This is a genomic window from Streptomyces sp. NPDC057099 (assembly GCF_042671245.1).
Lineage (GTDB): Bacteria > Actinomycetota > Actinomycetes > Streptomycetales > Streptomycetaceae > Streptomyces > Streptomyces purpurascens.
Genome location: NZ_JBHUTX010000022.1, coordinates 1 through 15,328 on the forward strand (window position 1 = coordinate 1; position 15,328 = coordinate 15,328).

The 15,328-nt window shown below is 69.2% G+C and carries 13 protein-coding genes; 4 read left to right on the forward strand and 9 right to left on the reverse strand.

Going from position 1 to position 15,328, the window contains the following annotated elements; translation table 11 throughout:
• Positions 1-30: 30 nt before the first annotated feature.
• Positions 31-1,305, reverse strand: coding sequence for a helix-turn-helix domain-containing protein (locus ACFT4A_RS24870; protein WP_382833534.1), 1,275 nt, complete (start codon positions 1,303-1,305; stop codon positions 31-33).
• Between the two features lie 377 nt (positions 1,306-1,682).
• Positions 1,683-2,015: a hypothetical protein gene (locus ACFT4A_RS24875; protein WP_382833537.1), complete on the reverse strand. Its 333-nt coding sequence runs from the start codon at positions 2,013-2,015 to the stop codon at positions 1,683-1,685.
• Positions 2,016-2,320: 305 nt separating this feature from the next.
• Between ACFT4A_RS24875 and ACFT4A_RS24880 the strand changes: the two genes are divergently transcribed.
• Together ACFT4A_RS24880 and ACFT4A_RS24885 are read left to right on the forward strand one after the other, a co-directional pair.
• Positions 2,321-2,848 carry a universal stress protein gene (locus ACFT4A_RS24880; protein ID WP_382833540.1) on the forward strand — a complete coding sequence of 176 codons (528 nt, stop codon included), beginning with the start codon at positions 2,321-2,323 and terminating at the stop codon, positions 2,846-2,848.
• Positions 2,849-2,974: 126 nt separating this feature from the next.
• Complete coding sequence (locus ACFT4A_RS24885; protein WP_382833543.1) at positions 2,975-3,538, forward strand: GPR1/FUN34/YaaH family transporter; 564 nt, start codon at positions 2,975-2,977, stop codon at positions 3,536-3,538.
• A 156-nt stretch (positions 3,539-3,694) separates the two neighbouring features.
• On the opposite strand, the gene glmS is transcribed toward ACFT4A_RS24885, so the two are convergent.
• Entirely contained in the window at positions 3,695-5,512 is a 1,818-nt protein-coding gene (gene glmS, locus ACFT4A_RS24890; protein WP_215121199.1) for a glutamine--fructose-6-phosphate transaminase (isomerizing), read from the reverse strand.
• Positions 5,513-5,524: 12 nt separating this feature from the next.
• Positions 5,525-5,782, reverse strand: coding sequence for a hypothetical protein (locus ACFT4A_RS24895; protein ID WP_184592987.1), 258 nt, complete (start codon positions 5,780-5,782; stop codon positions 5,525-5,527).
• 165 nt (positions 5,783-5,947) lie between these two features.
• Here ACFT4A_RS24895 and ACFT4A_RS24900 point away from each other — a divergent pair, with 165 nt between their 5' ends.
• Entirely contained in the window at positions 5,948-7,513 is a 1,566-nt protein-coding gene (locus ACFT4A_RS24900; protein WP_382833546.1) for a fibronectin type III domain-containing protein, read from the forward strand.
• Between the two features lie 21 nt (positions 7,514-7,534).
• Here ACFT4A_RS24900 and ACFT4A_RS24905 read toward each other — a convergent pair whose 3' ends face one another.
• Positions 7,535-8,416, reverse strand: coding sequence for a DUF4429 domain-containing protein (locus ACFT4A_RS24905; RefSeq protein ID WP_382833549.1), 882 nt, complete (start codon positions 8,414-8,416; stop codon positions 7,535-7,537).
• 95 nt (positions 8,417-8,511) lie between these two features.
• On the opposite strand from ACFT4A_RS24905, the gene ACFT4A_RS24910 reads away from it, so the two are divergent.
• Positions 8,512-10,101, forward strand: coding sequence for a beta-N-acetylhexosaminidase (locus ACFT4A_RS24910; protein WP_382833552.1), 1,590 nt, complete (start codon positions 8,512-8,514; stop codon positions 10,099-10,101).
• Positions 10,102-10,233: 132 nt separating this feature from the next.
• On the opposite strand, the gene ACFT4A_RS24915 is transcribed toward ACFT4A_RS24910, so the two are convergent.
• Genes ACFT4A_RS24915 through desA form a run of 4 tightly spaced genes read right to left on the reverse strand, consistent with a single transcriptional unit; the run spans position 10,234 to position 15,260 of the window.
• Positions 10,234-12,003, reverse strand: coding sequence for an IucA/IucC family protein (locus tag ACFT4A_RS24915; protein ID WP_382833555.1), 1,770 nt, complete (start codon positions 12,001-12,003; stop codon positions 10,234-10,236).
• A complete protein-coding gene (locus tag ACFT4A_RS24920) occupies positions 12,000-12,551 on the reverse strand; it encodes a GNAT family N-acetyltransferase (RefSeq protein WP_382833558.1) in 552 nt (183 codons plus the stop codon). Before ACFT4A_RS24920 ends, ACFT4A_RS24915 begins: the two co-directional genes overlap by 4 nt.
• A complete protein-coding gene (locus tag ACFT4A_RS24925; RefSeq protein WP_382833561.1) occupies positions 12,548-13,834 on the reverse strand; it encodes a lysine N(6)-hydroxylase/L-ornithine N(5)-oxygenase family protein in 1,287 nt (428 codons plus the stop codon). The genes ACFT4A_RS24920 and ACFT4A_RS24925 overlap by 4 nt, the downstream gene beginning before the upstream one ends.
• Entirely contained in the window at positions 13,818-15,260 is a 1,443-nt protein-coding gene (gene desA, locus ACFT4A_RS24930) for a lysine decarboxylase DesA (protein WP_382833564.1), read from the reverse strand. The genes ACFT4A_RS24925 and desA overlap by 17 nt, the downstream gene beginning before the upstream one ends.
• Positions 15,261-15,328: the final 68 nt, after the last annotated feature.

Consider the following 15,328-nt stretch of genomic DNA (forward strand, 5'->3'; position numbering starts at 1 on the left):
GGCTTCCTCCCCGCGGGCCCGGTCACCGGCTCACGTCGCGCTGCGCTGTCCCGGCAGACTCGCCCGGGCCGATATGTAGGCTTCCCGCCCGTTGTCGGACGCGGCCGACGCCGACAGGGCCGGGGACGATCCGACCGCGCTCGCGGCCGCCGTACGGCGGGACTGGAGCGGGACCGGGTGCTCCGGGTGGAGCGGGGCGGGCGACTGGCCGGGATGCCCCGTGTGGCCGGGCATGCCGCCTCCGGGACCGCCCGGTCCGCCGTCGATGTCCTGGGGCCGCTCGGCCTGCGGACGCCGGGCGCGGTACGCCGCCCGGTAGGCGGCCGGGGACGAGCCCAGCTGGCGGCGGAAGTGCCCGCGCAGGGCGACCGGCGACCGGAAGCCGCAGCGTCCCGCCACCTCGTCCACCGAGTAGTCCGACGTCTCCAGCAGGCGCTGCGCCTGGAGGACCCGCTGCGTGATCAGCCACTGCAGCGGGGCACTCCCGGTCAGCGAGCGGAAGCGGCGGTCGAACGTACGACGGCTCATGTACGCGCGTGCCGCCAGCGTCTCCACGTCGAACTGTTCGTGGAGGTGCTCCAGCGCCCAGGCGACGACCTCCGCGAGCGGGTCGGCGCCGATCTCCTCTGGTAAAGACCTGTCGAGGTAGCGCTCCTGGCCGCCCGACCGGCGCGGCGGGACCACCAGGCGGCGGGCCAGCGCGCCGGCCGCCTCGTTGCCGTGGTCCGTCCGCACGATGTGGAGACAGAGATCGATTCCGGCCGCGGTGCCCGCCGACGTCAGCACGTCCCCGTCGTCGACGAACAGCTCGCGCGGATCGACGTGCACCGACGGATAGCGCTTCGCCAGTGTCGGCGCGTACATCCAGTGTGTCGTCGCGGGACGGCCGTCCAGCAGGCCCGCCGCCGCGAGGACGAAGGCGCCGGTGCACAGTCCGACGATGCGGGCACCCTCCTCGTGGGCGCGGCGCAGCGCGTCGAGCGCCTCGTCCGGTGGCGGAGAAGTGATCGAACGCCAGGCCGGTACGACGACCGTGCCCGCCCGTGAGATCGCTTCCAGGCCATGTGGTGCGCTGAGTTCGAGGCCCCCTGTGGTCCGCAGCGGGCCGTCCTCACCCCCGCACACCAGCAGTCGGTAGCGCGGCACGCCGGCGTCCTGGCGGTCGATCCCGAACACCGACAGTGGTATGGAACTCTCGAAGATGGGGCCGCCGCTGAACAGCAGCACCGCGACGATCTCCTTGCGGCGTCGCCCGGAAAGCTTCCGGACGCCGGCTTCCGGCGCGGCAGTGGAGTCGTGGCTCATACTGCTAAGCCCCCCTCGGTGGTCGCGGCTCCTCGGTTGTGTCGCTCCTGCACGTTTCCCCTCGGTCCTGCACGAGTCCCCCGCCGTAGACAGTCAAGATCGAATCTACTGTGTCCCGTCGCGCCGAGGTGGCCGGTTCGGCACTCGGCACATTGTCGACTTGGCAACTTGGCGTGAAGCATTCGATCACGAAGCGTTGCACTCGTGGGGCGTGCAGGGAAGTGCGCCTTGTCGCAGTGGCCAATCCGCGTAGGGTGCGCAGGTCCCCTGAGGCCCTTTCCGCGCAGGTCGAACGGGGGTTGGGGGGTGCTTCGGCAGGGTGATGCACGGGTGTGGGAAGTTGGCTGAAAACCATCGTGCACGTGCACTGAAACCGGTCAGCCGACCGGTGTATCTCCTCCGGTGTGCCGTCCGCCCCGGTGCGACCCCGTTCCGGTGCGGTGGTGCCGGCCCCGGTGGGGTGCCCGGTCCTCGGCCGCCAGCCGGGCCGCGCCGCGCTCCGACTGGCGCAGCAGCACCCGGCAGGCGCCCGTGACGGCGGCGAGCCCGAGGGCGGTGCCGGCGGCACCGGCCAGGGAGCTGCCGTAGCCGAGGAGCACGACCGGGACGAGCAGGCAGCTGAAGGCCGCCCAGCGAACCACATCCGTCGCGGTGTCCCGCGACGGCGGGGCCGCGCGGTCCGCCTCGGAGGCGATGCTGGGTCCGGACATGGGTGCTCCCTGTGGGGTGACTCACGGGGTTCAACGCGCGGCGGCGGCGTCGGTCACTGGGTGATCGGTTCACCCCCACGGGTAAGTGAATCCTGTGCAAACCGCCTGTACAACGCAGCAACCATTGCGTTACGGGCGTCGCCTCGTGCATGCTCCCTGGAACCCGCACGCTCCGTGAGCGGGATCTGGGCTAAGGAGGCGTGCCGCCGTACCCTTGGGGGTATGGGGTTGGGAAGACCATTCCCGGACACAGCTCCGCCGCACACTGTTGTCCCCCATATAAGGATCACAACGCCGAGACAGCCATGGCCGGTCACGAATTCTTCGAACCAGCGGACCGCAAGCGGCCCGTCGCCGATCCCACGGCGGCCGAGCCCCTGGCGGCACAAGAGCCACGCCATTCCTGCGATCCCGCCTTCAAGCACGGCGTCGTCGTCGGATTCGACGGCTCCACGTCCAGTGAGCGCGCCCTGGCCTACGCGATCGGCATGGCCCATCGCTCCGGGTCGGGCCTGATCATCGTCCATGTGGCCAACCGGCTGCCGACCACGGTGTGGGCCGGCTGCGAGCCGCCCGTCTTCGTGGACGTGCCGGACCACCGGACCGAGGTGCTCGGGCTGGAGCTGGCGTGCGCGGAGTATCTCTCCGAGGTGCCCTGGATCCTCGTCGAGCGGGGCGGGGACATCTGCCACGAACTCGAAGAGGTCGGCCGGGAGTACGAGGCCGACGCGATCGTCGTCGGGTCGAGTCACGGCATCGTGGGGCGCATCTTCGGCTCGGTCGCGGGACGGCTCGCCAAGCGGGCGCAGCGGCCGGTCATCGTCATTCCCTGACGCTTCCCCGAGCGGCAACTCCCCTTGTGCAGCGCGTAAAACTACTTGCGCGTAGAGGTGTTTGTGCCCTTGTGAAGGGCATATACGGTGCACCGCACAACTGCACATGCACGAAGGGAGCCCGCCGTGGACAAAGACGTCTCCGCGGGAAGCGGAATCACGACCGTGGTCGGTCGACTCGCCCTCGGAATCACCCTGTTGGCCTTCGGGTTGGGACACACGGCCGTCATCGACGGCGTGTCAGCCGCTGACGCCGCGTCAATCGCCCGGTATGTGGGCGGCATCGCCCTCTTCGTCGCCGGGCTGATGGCCCTCCGGGAGGGGGACTCCGCCGGGGGTACGGCGTTCTCGGTGCTCGGGGCGCTGTGGTTCACGTGGGCGGTGTCGGACGGCGCCGCCGGCAACGAGGCCGGGCTGTTCCTGCTGTTGTTCGCCCTCGTGGCGTTGTCTCTGACGCTCGCGGGTGGGGATCAGCTGGGGCAGGGGATGTACTGGCTGTTCTTCGTCGCCCTGTTGCTCATGGCGATCGCCGAGTTCGCCGGTAACGGCGGGCTCGTGAAGGTGGGTGGGTGGTTCGCCGTCGCCGCGGGGGCGGTGGCCTGGTATGCGGCGACCGCGGCGTTGGCGCACTGGCCTACGGCGGTTCCGCGACGGCGTGCTGCTGGTCGGGGCGTGACGGCCACCGGTTAGCTGCGCAGGCCGGGGGGTTGGGCGGCTTCCCGGCGATGAAAACGGACCCCCTGTGCGCTGGTGGCAGCACCTGGGGGTCCGTCCTCTTTGTTTGGCCTCTGCGGGTGCGTGGGGGCTTGTCGCGCAGTTCCCCGCGCCCCCAAGAAAAAGGGCCAACTACTCCACTGTCACCGACTTGGCGAGGTTCCTCGGCTTGTCGATGTCCCGGCCCAGGGCCAGAGCCGTGTGGTACGCCAGGAGTTGGAGGGGGATGCCCATCAGGATCGGGTCGAGTTCGTCCTCGTTCTTCGGGACGACGATGGTCTCGTCGGCCTTCTCCTGGTGCTGGTGGGCGACCGCGAGGATCTTGCCGCTGCGGGCCTTGATCTCCTCCAGGGCGGCGCGGTTCTTCTCCAGCAGGTCGTCGTCGGGGACGATCGCGACCGTGGGGAGGGCCGGCTCGATCAGGGCCAGCGGGCCGTGCTTGAGCTCGGAGGCGGGGTAGGCCTCGGCGTGGATGTAGGAGACCTCCTTGAGCTTCAGGGAGGCCTCGCGGGCCACCGGGTAGCCCCGGACGCGGCCGATGAAGAGCATCGAGCGGGCCTCGGCGAACTGCAGGGCCAGCTTCTTGACGTCCTCCTCGTGCTCCATGATCTCGGCGATCTGGGCGGGCAGCTTGCGCAGGCCCGCGATGATCCGCTTGCCGTCGCGGACCGAGAGGTCGCGGGTGCGGCCCAGGTGGAGGGCGAGCAGGGCGAAGGCGACCGTGGTGTTGGTGAAGCACTTGGTGGAGACCACGCAGACCTCCGGCCCGGCGTGCACGTAGATGCCGCCGTCGGCCTCGCGGGCGATCGCCGAGCCGACCACGTTCACCACGCCCAGGACGCGTGCGCCCTTGCGCTTGAGCTCCTGCACGGCGGCGAGGACGTCGTAGGTCTCGCCGGACTGGGAGACCGCGACGTAGAGGGTGTCGGGGTCGACGACCGCGTTGCGGTAGCGGAACTCGGAGGCGGGCTCGGCGTCGGCGGGGATGCGGGCCAGTTCCTCGATCATCTGGGCGCCGATCTGGCCCGCGTGGTACGAGGTGCCGCAGCCGAGGATCTTCACGCGGCGGATCCGCCGGGCCTCGCGGGCGTCCAGGTTGAGGCCGCCCAGGTGCACGGTGGAGAAGCGGTCGTCGATGCGGCCGCGCAGCACGCGGTCCACGGCGTCGGCCTGCTCGTGGATCTCCTTGTGCATGTAGGTGTCGTGGCCGCCCATGTCGTAGGAGGCGGCCTCCCACTCCACGGTGGTGGGCTCGGCCGTGGTGCGGGTGCCCTCGGTGGTGTAGGTGCGGAAGTCGTCGGCCTTGAGGGTGGCCATCTCGCCGTCGTCCAGGGTGACGATCTGGCGGGTGTGGGCGACCAGCGCGGCGATGTCCGAGGCGACGAACATCTCCTTCTCGCCGATGCCGAGGACGACCGGGGAGCCGTTGCGGGCGACGACGATCCGGTCGGGGAAGTCGGCGTGCATGACGGCGATGCCGTACGTGCCCTCGATGAGCCGGAGGGTCTCGCGGACCTTGTCCTCCAGCTTGGTGGCCTGCGAGCGGGCGATGAGGTGGGTCAGGACCTCGGTGTCGGTCTCGGAGAGGAACTCGACGCCGTCCGCCTCCAGCTTGCGGCGCAGGTCGGAGGCGTTGTCGATGATGCCGTTGTGGACGACGGCGACCTTGCCCTCGGCGTCCAGGTGCGGGTGGGCGTTGACGTCGGAGGGGGCACCGTGGGTGGCCCAGCGGGTGTGGGCGATGCCGGTCGTGCCCTTGAAGCGGGCCGGGACCTTGGCCTCCAGGTCGCGCACACGGCCCTTGGCCTTGACCATCTTCAGGCCGGAGGTCTTCGGGGACGTGACGACGATGCCCGCGGAGTCGTAGCCGCGGTACTCCAGGCGCTGCAGACCCTCCAACAGGAGGGGAGCGACGTCACGCTTGCCGATGTAACCGACGATTCCGCACATGTATACGTATTCCTAGCCGTAGACGATGCGTCGCAGCTGCCGGAGCGAGAGTTCCGGCGGTGCCACCGCGCGATATTTCAGGTCCGCCTCGATCCGTTCGAAGATCGCCGTGTTCACCAGGCCCTGGGCCTGGAGCTCACGGTGGCGGCGACGGACGTACTCCTCGGTCGTCTCGTCGAAGTACGCGAGCACGTCCTGGATCACCCGCAGTGCCTCGCCCCGGCTGAGGGGACTGGACCGCGTCAGATGATCAACGAGTTCGTCGTGCACTCGCTAGATCCTGAGGCACCGGCGACGCTTGCGCAAGAAATCTGCCCGGTTTCGGGCAGATGAGTGTTGGAACACTTATGGGACGCCCATGGGGGTCTGATGGGTGATTGTTCCCCGGGCGGATGTGTCGGGCGAGCAATTTGTGGCGCCATGGACATTCCTCGTATGGGCGTACCCGAGCGGCTCGCCGAGCGCATGAGCATGGCCGAGCAGCACGAGTACCTGCGCGCCAGGTTCTCCCGGCGCACGATGATCAGAGGCGGGGCCGTCACACTCGGCGCCGTCGCGGGTGGCGCCTTCGTTCCGGGTGCCACCGCCCAGGCGGCCGTACCGACCGCCCGCACCGCTCCCGCGGCCGAGACCGTCGACGGTGCCTTCGTCGCCCCCTTCGGCCGCCACCTCGCCTACGGCGCCGACCCGCGCACGGAGATGACCGTCTCCTGGCAGGTCCCGGTCGCCGTCAAGAAGCCGTTCATCCGGATCGGCGCCCACCCCACGGACCTCTCCCGGAAGATCGACGCCGAGGTCCGCACCCTCTTCACGCCCGCCGGGGTCGGCGCGAGCGGGGACCACACCCAGTACTACGTGCACGCCGAGCTGACGCGTCTGCGCCCGGGCCGGACCTACTACTACGGCGTCGGCCACCAGGGCTTCGACCCGGCCGCACCGCACCTGCTGGGCACCCTCGGCACCTTCACCACCGCCCCCGCGCACAAGGCGCCGTTCACCTTCACGGCCTTCGGCGACGAGGGCGTCAGCTACCACGGCCTCGCCAACAACAGCCTGCTGCTCGGCCAGAACCCGGCCTTCCATCTGCACGCCGGCGACATCGCCTACGCCGACCCGTCCGGCTCGGGCCAGACCTCCGACACCGGCTTCGACTCGCGGATCTGGGACCAGTTCCTCGCCCAGACCGAGTCCGTCGCCAAGTCCGTCCCGTGGATGCCCGCCTACGGCAACCACGACATGGAGGCCTGGTACTCGCCAGGCGGCTACGGCGGCGAGGAGGCCCGCTGGAACCTCCCGGGCAACGGCCCCGACAAGAAGAACCTGCCGGGCGTCTACACCTTCGTCTACGGCAACACGGCGGTCATCTCGCTCGACGCCAACGACATCTCCTTCGAGATCCCGGCCAACCTCGGCATCTCCGGCGGCACCCAGACCAAGTGGCTGGAAGCCCAGCTGAAGAAGTACCGGGCGTCGAAGGACGTCGACTTCATCGTGATCTTCTTCCACCACTGCGCCTACTGCACCTCCACCTCGCACGCCTCGGAGGGGGGCGTGCGCCAGGAGTGGGTGCCGCTGTTCGAGAAGTACACCGTGGACCTGGTCATCAACGGCCACAACCACCAGTACGAGCGCACGGACGTCATCAAGGGGAACAAGGTCGCCAAGAAGCTGCCGATCGGCGGCACGGCCTACCCCGAGACCGACGGCGTCGTGTACGTGACGGCCGGTGCGGCGGGCCGCAGCCTCTACGCGTTCAGCGCCCCGCTGTCCTACGAGGGCAACGAGCAGGACGTGGACTCCGTGGCCTCGTTCGTCAACGTCAAGGGCGGCAAGCAGAACGAGACGGTCGCCTGGTCCCGGGTGCGCTACCTCGACTACTCCTTCCTGCGCGTGGACGTCACCCCGGCACCGAAGGGGCGGACGGCCACGCTGCAGGTGCGCGGTATCGCCGAGAGCGGGGAGCGGGTGGACCACTTCACCATCGCGCGCCGCGCGAAGTAGCGCCCCGGGGTGCCCGGGGCGTTACATCCGCTTGAGGACGGCCTGCTTGGCGAGCGCGAACTCGTCGTCCGTCAGGACGCCCGTGCGGTGCAGTTCGCCGAGTTCGCGCAGGCGGCGCAGCAGGGCGTCGTGGTCGTCCTCCGCGGGCGCGACCGGAAGAGAGGGCATTTCCGGTCGCGCGGCAGGAACGTCGGGGGCGGTCCCGGCCGGGTGCGGAAGCCTGGCCTGGACCGCCGCCGCGACCAGGGCCATCAGCGGGTCCTTCTTGAAGCCCCACAGCTCCACGGCGTTGGGGTCGTACTTGGGCGGGGCCTTGGTGGGCGCGTTGCGCACGGTGAAGCGGACGTAGCCGTTCTCCAGGCCGGCCGCCGGCTGCCACTCCACGCCCGTGATGTCGCCGAGCGCGAGCGTGCGGGCGCCGGCGGCGGCCTTGGCGTCCTCCGTCTTCCAGTTCCACTCCAGGCGTATGCGCTCGCCGTCGAAGCTGGCCGTGCCGTCTCCGGCGGAGACCGACAGGGGGACGGAGGGACCCGGCAGCAGATACGCGGTCACCGGGTCGCTCGGCACCTGGTCAAGGAGCAGCGCGCTCCGCACCTCGTCCGTGACGTACTCGGCGACCCCGTAGCGGTCGGACTCGACGAGCAGTTGGTACGGGTCATGGGGCTCGGTGAGGCGCCCGCCGGTCGCGTGCAGCAGCGGATCGGCACCGTCGCGCAGGCGCAGCCGCAGCCGCCCGCTCTTCTTGCCCTGCTCGAACGATATTCCAGCCAACGCCCCCAGCGGGACGGTCAGTTCACCCAGTTCCCTGCGCAGCAGACTCACGTTCTTGTCCCGCCCGGGGGTCAGCCGCAGGGCGTCGCCGTCGAAGGTCCAGGAGCCGTCTCTCTGGATGATTTCCGCCATGGGGTGGATTGTTCCACCAGTGTCCCGCGATAGTGGTCCAGACCTCTTGGAGCTAGACGGCTCATGGAAGGGACACGCTTGTGAGAGACGGCCGTGTGAGACAGCACCACAGAACGCTCCGCCTTCTCGGTTCCCTGCTGCTGGTCGCGATGGGTGTCTCCGTGACCGGAGCCGCCCCCGCGCCGGCGGCCTCGCCCACCCCGCTCGACCGTGTGATCCCCGCACCCGCCTCGGTCGCCCCGAGCGGGTCCCCCTACCGGATCACCCGCGGCACGCACATCCGCGTCGACGGCTCCGGCGAGGCCCGTCGCGTCGGCGAGTACCTCGCGAGGATCCTCCGGCCCTCCACCGGGTACCGGCTCCCGGTCACCACGCAAGGATCCGGAGGCATCCGACTGCGGCTCGCCCAAGGCCCGTTCGGAGCCGAGGGCTACCGCCTCGACAGCGGCCGCAAGGGCGTCACCATCACCGCGGCCAAGCCCGCCGGGCTCTTCCACGGCGTACAGACCCTGCGCCAGCTGCTCCCTGCGGCCGTCGAGAAGGACTCCGTCCAGCCCGGCCCCTGGCTGGTCGCGGGCGGCACCGTCACGGACACCCCGCGCTACGGCTGGCGCGGCGCCATGCTCGACGTCTCCCGGCACTTCTTCACCGTCGACCAGGTCAAGCGCTACATCGACCAGTTGGCCCTCTACAAGATCAACAAGCTGCATCTGCACCTCAGCGACGACCAGGGCTGGCGCATCGCCATCGACTCCTGGCCTCGACTGGCCGCCTACGGCGGTTCGACGCAGGTCGGCGGCGGACCCGGCGGCTTCTACACCAAGGCCGACTACAAGGAGATCGTGCGGTACGCGTCCTCCCGCTATCTGGAGGTCGTTCCCGAGATAGACCTGCCCGGCCACACCAACGCGGCGCTCGCCTCCTACGCCGAGCTGAACTGCGACGGTGTCGCTCCGCCGCTGTACACCGGAACCGAGGTGGGGTTCAGCTCGCTGTGTGTCGGCAAGGAGATCACGTACGACTTCGTGGACGACGTCGTTCGGGAGCTCGCCGCGCTGACTCCGGGCAGGTACCTGCACATCGGGGGTGACGAGGCGCACTCCACGAGCCATGAGGACTATGTCGCGTTCATGGACCGGGTGCAGCCGGTCGTCGCGAAGTACGGGAAGACGGTCGTCGGGTGGCATCAGCTGACCGGGGCCACGCCGGCGAAGGGGGCTCTTGCGCAGTACTGGGGGCTCGACAGTACGAGTGCGGAGGAGAAGGCGCGGGTGGTGAAGGCCGCGCAGAGTGGGACGGGGCTGATTCTGTCGCCTGCCGACCGGGTGTATCTCGACATGAAGTACACGAAGGAGACGCCGTTGGGGCTGTCGTGGGCGGGGTATGTCGAGGTGCGGCGGTCTTATGACTGGGATCCCGGGGCGTATTTGCCGGGGGTGCCGGGTGGTGCGGTGAAGGGGGTTGAGGCGCCGATGTGGTCGGAGACGCTGTCGAATTCCGAGCACATCGAGTTCATGGCGTTTCCGAGGTTGCCGGGGGTTGCCGAGTTGGGGTGGTCTTCGGCGGCGTCGCATGACTGGTCGCGGTACAAGGTGCGGCTTGCTGCGCAGGCTGAGCGGTGGGATGCGCTGGGGATGGAGTGGTATCGGTCGCCGCAGGTGCCGTGGGGTGATGGCGGGCGGTGATGCGTCTGCGGGTGCGTGGGGGCTGGTCGCGCAGTTCCCCGCGCCCCTGAAAGATGCGCAGTTCCCCGCGCCCCTAAACGATGACGGGCACCCCGGAGGACCGTACTCCGGGGTGCCCGTCTGCTTTGGGGGTCAGAAATCCGTGATGGGGTTCTTGAGGGTGCCGATCAGTTGGAGGGCGCCGGACGGGTCCGAGAGGTCGACCATCTGTTCGTTGTTGCGGAGTTGGAGGCGGTTGAGGCAGGAGAGGGAGAACTCGGGGGCGAACATGTCGTACTGCTTGAACTTGTCGGCGAGTTCGGGCATCGACTCCTGGTAGGCGCGGGTGACCTCGGCGACCGTGCGCCAGAAGTCGTCCTCCTCCAGGATTCCCTCGGTGGCGAGGTTCGCCGCGAGGAAGCGGAAGAAGCAGTCGAAGACGTCCGTGAAGATCGACAGGATCTTCTTGTCCTCCGGGACCTCGACGCGCAGCCGCTCGACCGTCGGCGGCAGTACCGCGTCCGGGTCCATGACGGCGATCTCCTCGGCGATGTCCTTGTAGATCGCGCGCTGCACGACCCCGTCCTCCAGCACGAGGATGACGTTCTCGCCGTGCGGCATGAACACCAGGTCGTAGGCGTAGAAGCTGTGGAGGAGGGGCGTGAAGTAGGCCGTGAGGTAGCGGCGCAGCCACTCCGTGGGGGCGAGGCCCGACTGCTCGATGAGCGCGGCCGCGACCGAGGCACCCTCGTGGTCGACGTGGACCAGGGACGCCATCGTGGCCAGGGACTCCCCCTCCTGGAGCGAGGGCACCGGGCTCTCCCGCCACAGCGCGGCGAGCATCTTGCGGTACGGCGAGTAGCGGTCGGTCGCCTGCTCGTACTCCAGGTGCCGGTAGCCGACCGCCGCGCGCTCCTTGATGATCGACAGGCCCGTGGACTTCAGCACCGGGTCGCCCTCGATGAGCTGGGCCAGCCAGTCGTTGATCGCCGGCGTGGCCTCCATGTAGGCGGCCGACAGACCGCGCATGAAGCCCATGTTGATGACCGACAGCGCGGTTTTGACGTAGTGCTTCTCCGGGCTCGTCTTGTTGAAGAAGGTCCGGATGGACTGCTGGGCCAGGTACTCGTCGCCGCCCTCGCCCAGGCACACCAGGTGCCCGCGGGCGACCTCGGCGGCGAAGGTGACGGCGAGCTTGTTCCACCACTGCCAGGGGTGGACCGGGATGAAGAGGAACTCCTCGGGGTCCTTGCCCTGGTCGCGCAGGACGCCGCGGAAGCGCTCGACGGTCTCCTCGCCCAGCTCCTCGCGCAGGAACGACTCGTACTCGATGCCGACACCGGCCGTGAACGCCGCCCGCGAGCGGTGGGCCGCGAGCCAGACGAGCCGGACCGGGCTCGCCGTCTCCGGCGCGTACGACAGGTACTCGTGGATGCCGAAGCCCAGCCGCCCGTTGTTGGCCACGAAGCAGGGGTGGCCCTCGGTCATGCCGGTCTCGATGGCCTGGAAGTCGCCGCGCGCCAGCTCGGCGGCCGTGATGTTCGGCTTGGTGAGCTTGTAGCAGGTGCCGGAGAGGGTGGAGGAGATCTCCTCCAGGTAGACCGGCAGGATCTGCTCGCTGAGGCCCAGGGTGTCCTTCAGTTCGATGAAGAAGTCCAGGGCCGCGAGCGGAAGCTCGGCGCCGTCCCGGTGCCGGGTGATCGAGCCGGCGTCCACCTGCCAGTGGTCCAGGGCCCGGTGGGCGGCGGAGAAGGCGTACCGGGTGAGGCCGTCGTCGCTGCGGACGACGTAGCGCTCCCCGTCCTCCTCGGGTGCGAGCAGCCGCTCGTGCGTGAACTCGGCGAGCGCTTTGCGGATCAGCAGGCGGTTGGCCTGGTCCCAGCGCTCGGGGGACAGGTGTGCCACGGCGTCGGTCAGGGTCATATCGCCACTCCTCGGGCCGCCAGGTACTGGTCACGCGTGCAGAAGCTCAGCAGCGCGCGCTTCTCCGGCTTGTCGATCTCGCGCTCGGGCACGAAGCCGACGGCCTCGTTGAGCGCGTGTACTGCCTTGTTGCTGACATCGGGCTCCACCACGACCCGGCGGGTGCGCGGGTCGGCGAACAGCTCGTCCATCACGGCGGTGATGACGGCCTTGGTGAAGCCGTGGATCGGCCGGTCGGTCGGCGCGACCAGGAAGTGCATGCCGACATCGCCGGGCTCGGGGTCGTAGAGGCCTTCCAGCTCGACGTACCGGGGGTCGTAGGACTCCATCAGGAACGCCGGGCGGCCCTCGTGCAGGCCGAGGTACGCGTGGTGGTACTCGTGCGCCGCGATGCCGCTGTACTCGCGCTCGACGTCCTGGAGTTTCGCGTCCTGCATCATCCAGTAGGACGCCTTGGGGTGCGTGACCCAGGAGTGCAGCAGCTCGGCGTCCTTCAGGGGGTCGAGCGCGCGGACGGTCAGGGTGCCTATGCCGGTCGGGGCGCTCATACCGCGAACTCCTGGAAGGCGATGGTCTTCTCGACCGGGTAGTACTCGCTGCCCAGCAGCTCCCGGATGATGTACGCGTTCCGGTACGGGCCCATGCCCAGGTCGGGGCTGGTGATGCTGTGGGTGTGGACGCCGGCGTTCTGCAGGAAGACGCCCCGGCCGGTGACGTCGACGGCGTAGTTGCGGGCGACGTCGAAGTTGCCCTGGGAGTCGTAGACCAGGCGGTCCTTGACGGGCGCGAGGAACTCCGGCTCGGCGTACTTGTAGCCGGTGGCCAGCACCAGGCCCTCGGAGTCCAGCGCGAAGTCCTTGCCCTGTTCCTCCTGGCGGAAGCCCAGCGTGTACGTGCCGTTCTCGTACGTCGCGCTGTTCAGCGAGGCGTTGGTGAGCAGCCGCGTGGGCACCGGACCGCCGAGGTTCTTCCGGTAGAGCAGGTCGAAGATCTCGTTGATCAGGTCGCCGTCGATGCCCTTGAACAGGCCCTTCTGCTCGGCCGTGAGGCGGTAGCGGGTGGCCTCGGGCAGCTCGCGGAAGTAGTCGACGTACTCCGGGGACGTCATCTCCAGCGTGAGCTTGGTGTACTCCAGCGGGAAGAAGCGCGGGGAGCGGGTGACCCAGTTCAGCCGGTAGCCGTGGACGTCGATCTCGCTGAGCAGGTCGTAGTAGATCTCGGCGGCCGACTGGCCCGAGCCGACCAGCGTGATCGAGTCCTTCTTCTGCAGCTCCGCCTTGTGGCTCAGATAGCGGGAGTTGTGCAGGAAGTCGCCGCCCAGGTCCTGGCAGGCCTCGGGGATGAAGGGCGGGGTGCCCGTGCCGAGGACGAGCCGGCGGGCGCGGTAGACATCTCCGGCCTCGGTGTGCACGACGTAGACGTCGTCCTCGTAGCGGACCTCGGTCACCGTGGTGTCGAACCGGATGCTGCTCAGCTTGTTCGCGGCCCAGCGGCAGTAGTCGTCGTACTCGACGCGCAGCGGGTAGAAGTTCTCCCGGATGTAGAACGAGTACAGCCGGCCCTTCTCCTTCAGGTAGTTCAGGAAGGAGTACGGGGACGTCGGGTCGGCGAGGGTGACCAGGTCCGACATGAACGGGGTCTGGAGGTGGGCGCCGTCGAGGAACATGCCCGCGTGCCACTCGAAGTCGGGCTTCGACTCCAGGAAGACGCCGTCGAGCGCGTCGATGGGTTCGGTCAGGCAGGCCAGGCCGAGGTTGAAGGGGCCGAGCCCGATGCCCACGAAATCATGAGTCGCAGGAGAAGGGGCCGGGTTTTCAGGACGCGCGGTCAAGGGACTCTCCCAGGTACTGCTCGGCATGGCCGGCGATCAGATCGAGGACGGCGGCGATGTCGGACGCCTGCGTCTCGGGGTTGAGCAGGGTGAACTTCAGGTAGTGGCGGCCGCCGACCTTGGTGCCCGCGACGATGGCGTCACCGGAGGCGAACAGGGCCTTGCGGGCGTAGAGGTTGGCGCGGTCGATCTCGGCCGGGTCGGTCACGGCCGCCGGGATGTAGCGGAAGACCAGGGTGGACAGGCTCGGCTCCACGACCACGTCGTAGCGCGGGTCGGCGGCGAGCAGCTTCCAGCCCTCCCGGGCAAGTTCGCACACCTCGTCGAAGAGCTGCCCGATGCCGTCGGCGCCCATGGTCCGCAGGGTCATCCACAGCTTGAGGGCGTCGAAGCGGCGGGTGGTCTGCAGGGACTTGTCCACCTGGTTGGGGATACGTTCCTGCACCATCCGGCGCGGGTTCAGGTACTCCGCGTGGTAGGTGGCGTGCCGGAGGGTGGCCGCGTCCCGCACGAGCACGGCCGAGGAACTCACCGGCTGGAAGAAGGACTTGTGGTAGTCGACGGTGACGGAGTCGGCGCGCTCGATGCCGTCGATGCGGTCCCGGTGCTTCACGGAGGCGAGCAGACCGCAGCCGTAGGCGGCGTCGACGTGCATCCAGGTGCCGAACTGCCCGCACAGCTCGGCGATCTCGGGCAGCGGGTCGATGGAGCCGAAGTCGGTGGTGCCGGCGGTGGCGACGACGGCCATGGGGACGAGGCCGGCCTCCTTGCAGCGCTCCAGCTCGCGGGCGAGGGCGACGGTCTGCATGCGCTTGTCGTGGTCGACGGGGATGGAGACCACGGCGTCCTGGCCGAGGCCGAGCAGCTTCGCGGACTTCTTCACGCTGAAGTGGCTGACCTCGGAGGCGAAGATGCGCAGTTTGGCGAGGGAGTCGGTCTTCGACTCCTCGCGGGCGAGCAGCAGCGCCTGCAGGTTGGACTGCGAGCCGCCGGAGGTGAACACGCCGTCGGCGGCGGGGCCGAGGCCGATGCGCTCGTTCGTCCAGTCGATCAGTTTCCGCTCGATGAGCGTGCCGCCGGCCGACTGGTCCCAGGTGTCGAGGGAGGAGTTGACGGCGGAGAGGACCGCCTCGCCGAGCACGGCCGGGATGACGACCGGGCAGTTGAGGTGGGCGAGGTAGCGGGGGTGGTGGAAGTAGATCGCGTCCCGGAGGTAGACGTCCTCCAGTTCGTCGAGCACCGCGGTCGTGTCGTGCAGCGGCTGGTCGAGGTCGATCTCGTCGATGCGGGGGGAGAGGGCGTCGACGCTGACGCCGGTGAAGGGCCGGTCGGTGGCGGCGAGTTTGGCGGCCACCCGCTCGACTCCGTCGGTCACGGAGCGGCGGTACTGCTCCGCGGTGGTGTCGTTGAGCAGGTGCGAGCGCATGTGGGGGTCCTCCGGTGGGGACTGTCCGGTCGGGACGTGGGTGGGCTGAGCCGCGGGGTTGAACTTAG

What these genes read in the sequence shown, in the direction of transcription:
- ACFT4A_RS24870 (WP_382833534.1), bottom strand. Translation starts at nt 1,305, where the DNA reads ATGAGCCACGACTCCACTGCCGCGCCGGAAGCCGGCGTCCGGAAGCTT.
- ACFT4A_RS24875 (WP_382833537.1), bottom strand. Translation starts at nt 2,015, where the DNA reads ATGTCCGGACCCAGCATCGCCTCCGAGGCGGACCGCGCGGCCCCGCCG.
- ACFT4A_RS24880 (WP_382833540.1), top strand. Translation starts at nt 2,321, where the DNA reads ATGGCCGGTCACGAATTCTTCGAACCAGCGGACCGCAAGCGGCCCGTC.
- glmS (WP_215121199.1), bottom strand. Translation starts at nt 5,512, where the DNA reads ATGTGCGGAATCGTCGGTTACATCGGCAAGCGTGACGTCGCTCCCCTC.
- ACFT4A_RS24900 (WP_382833546.1), top strand. Translation starts at nt 5,948, where the DNA reads ATGGGCGTACCCGAGCGGCTCGCCGAGCGCATGAGCATGGCCGAGCAG.
- ACFT4A_RS24905 (WP_382833549.1), bottom strand. Translation starts at nt 8,416, where the DNA reads ATGGCGGAAATCATCCAGAGAGACGGCTCCTGGACCTTCGACGGCGAC.
- ACFT4A_RS24915 (WP_382833555.1), bottom strand. Translation starts at nt 12,003, where the DNA reads ATGACCCTGACCGACGCCGTGGCACACCTGTCCCCCGAGCGCTGGGAC.
- ACFT4A_RS24920 (WP_382833558.1), bottom strand. Translation starts at nt 12,551, where the DNA reads ATGAGCGCCCCGACCGGCATAGGCACCCTGACCGTCCGCGCGCTCGAC.
- desA (WP_382833564.1), bottom strand. Translation starts at nt 15,260, where the DNA reads ATGCGCTCGCACCTGCTCAACGACACCACCGCGGAGCAGTACCGCCGC.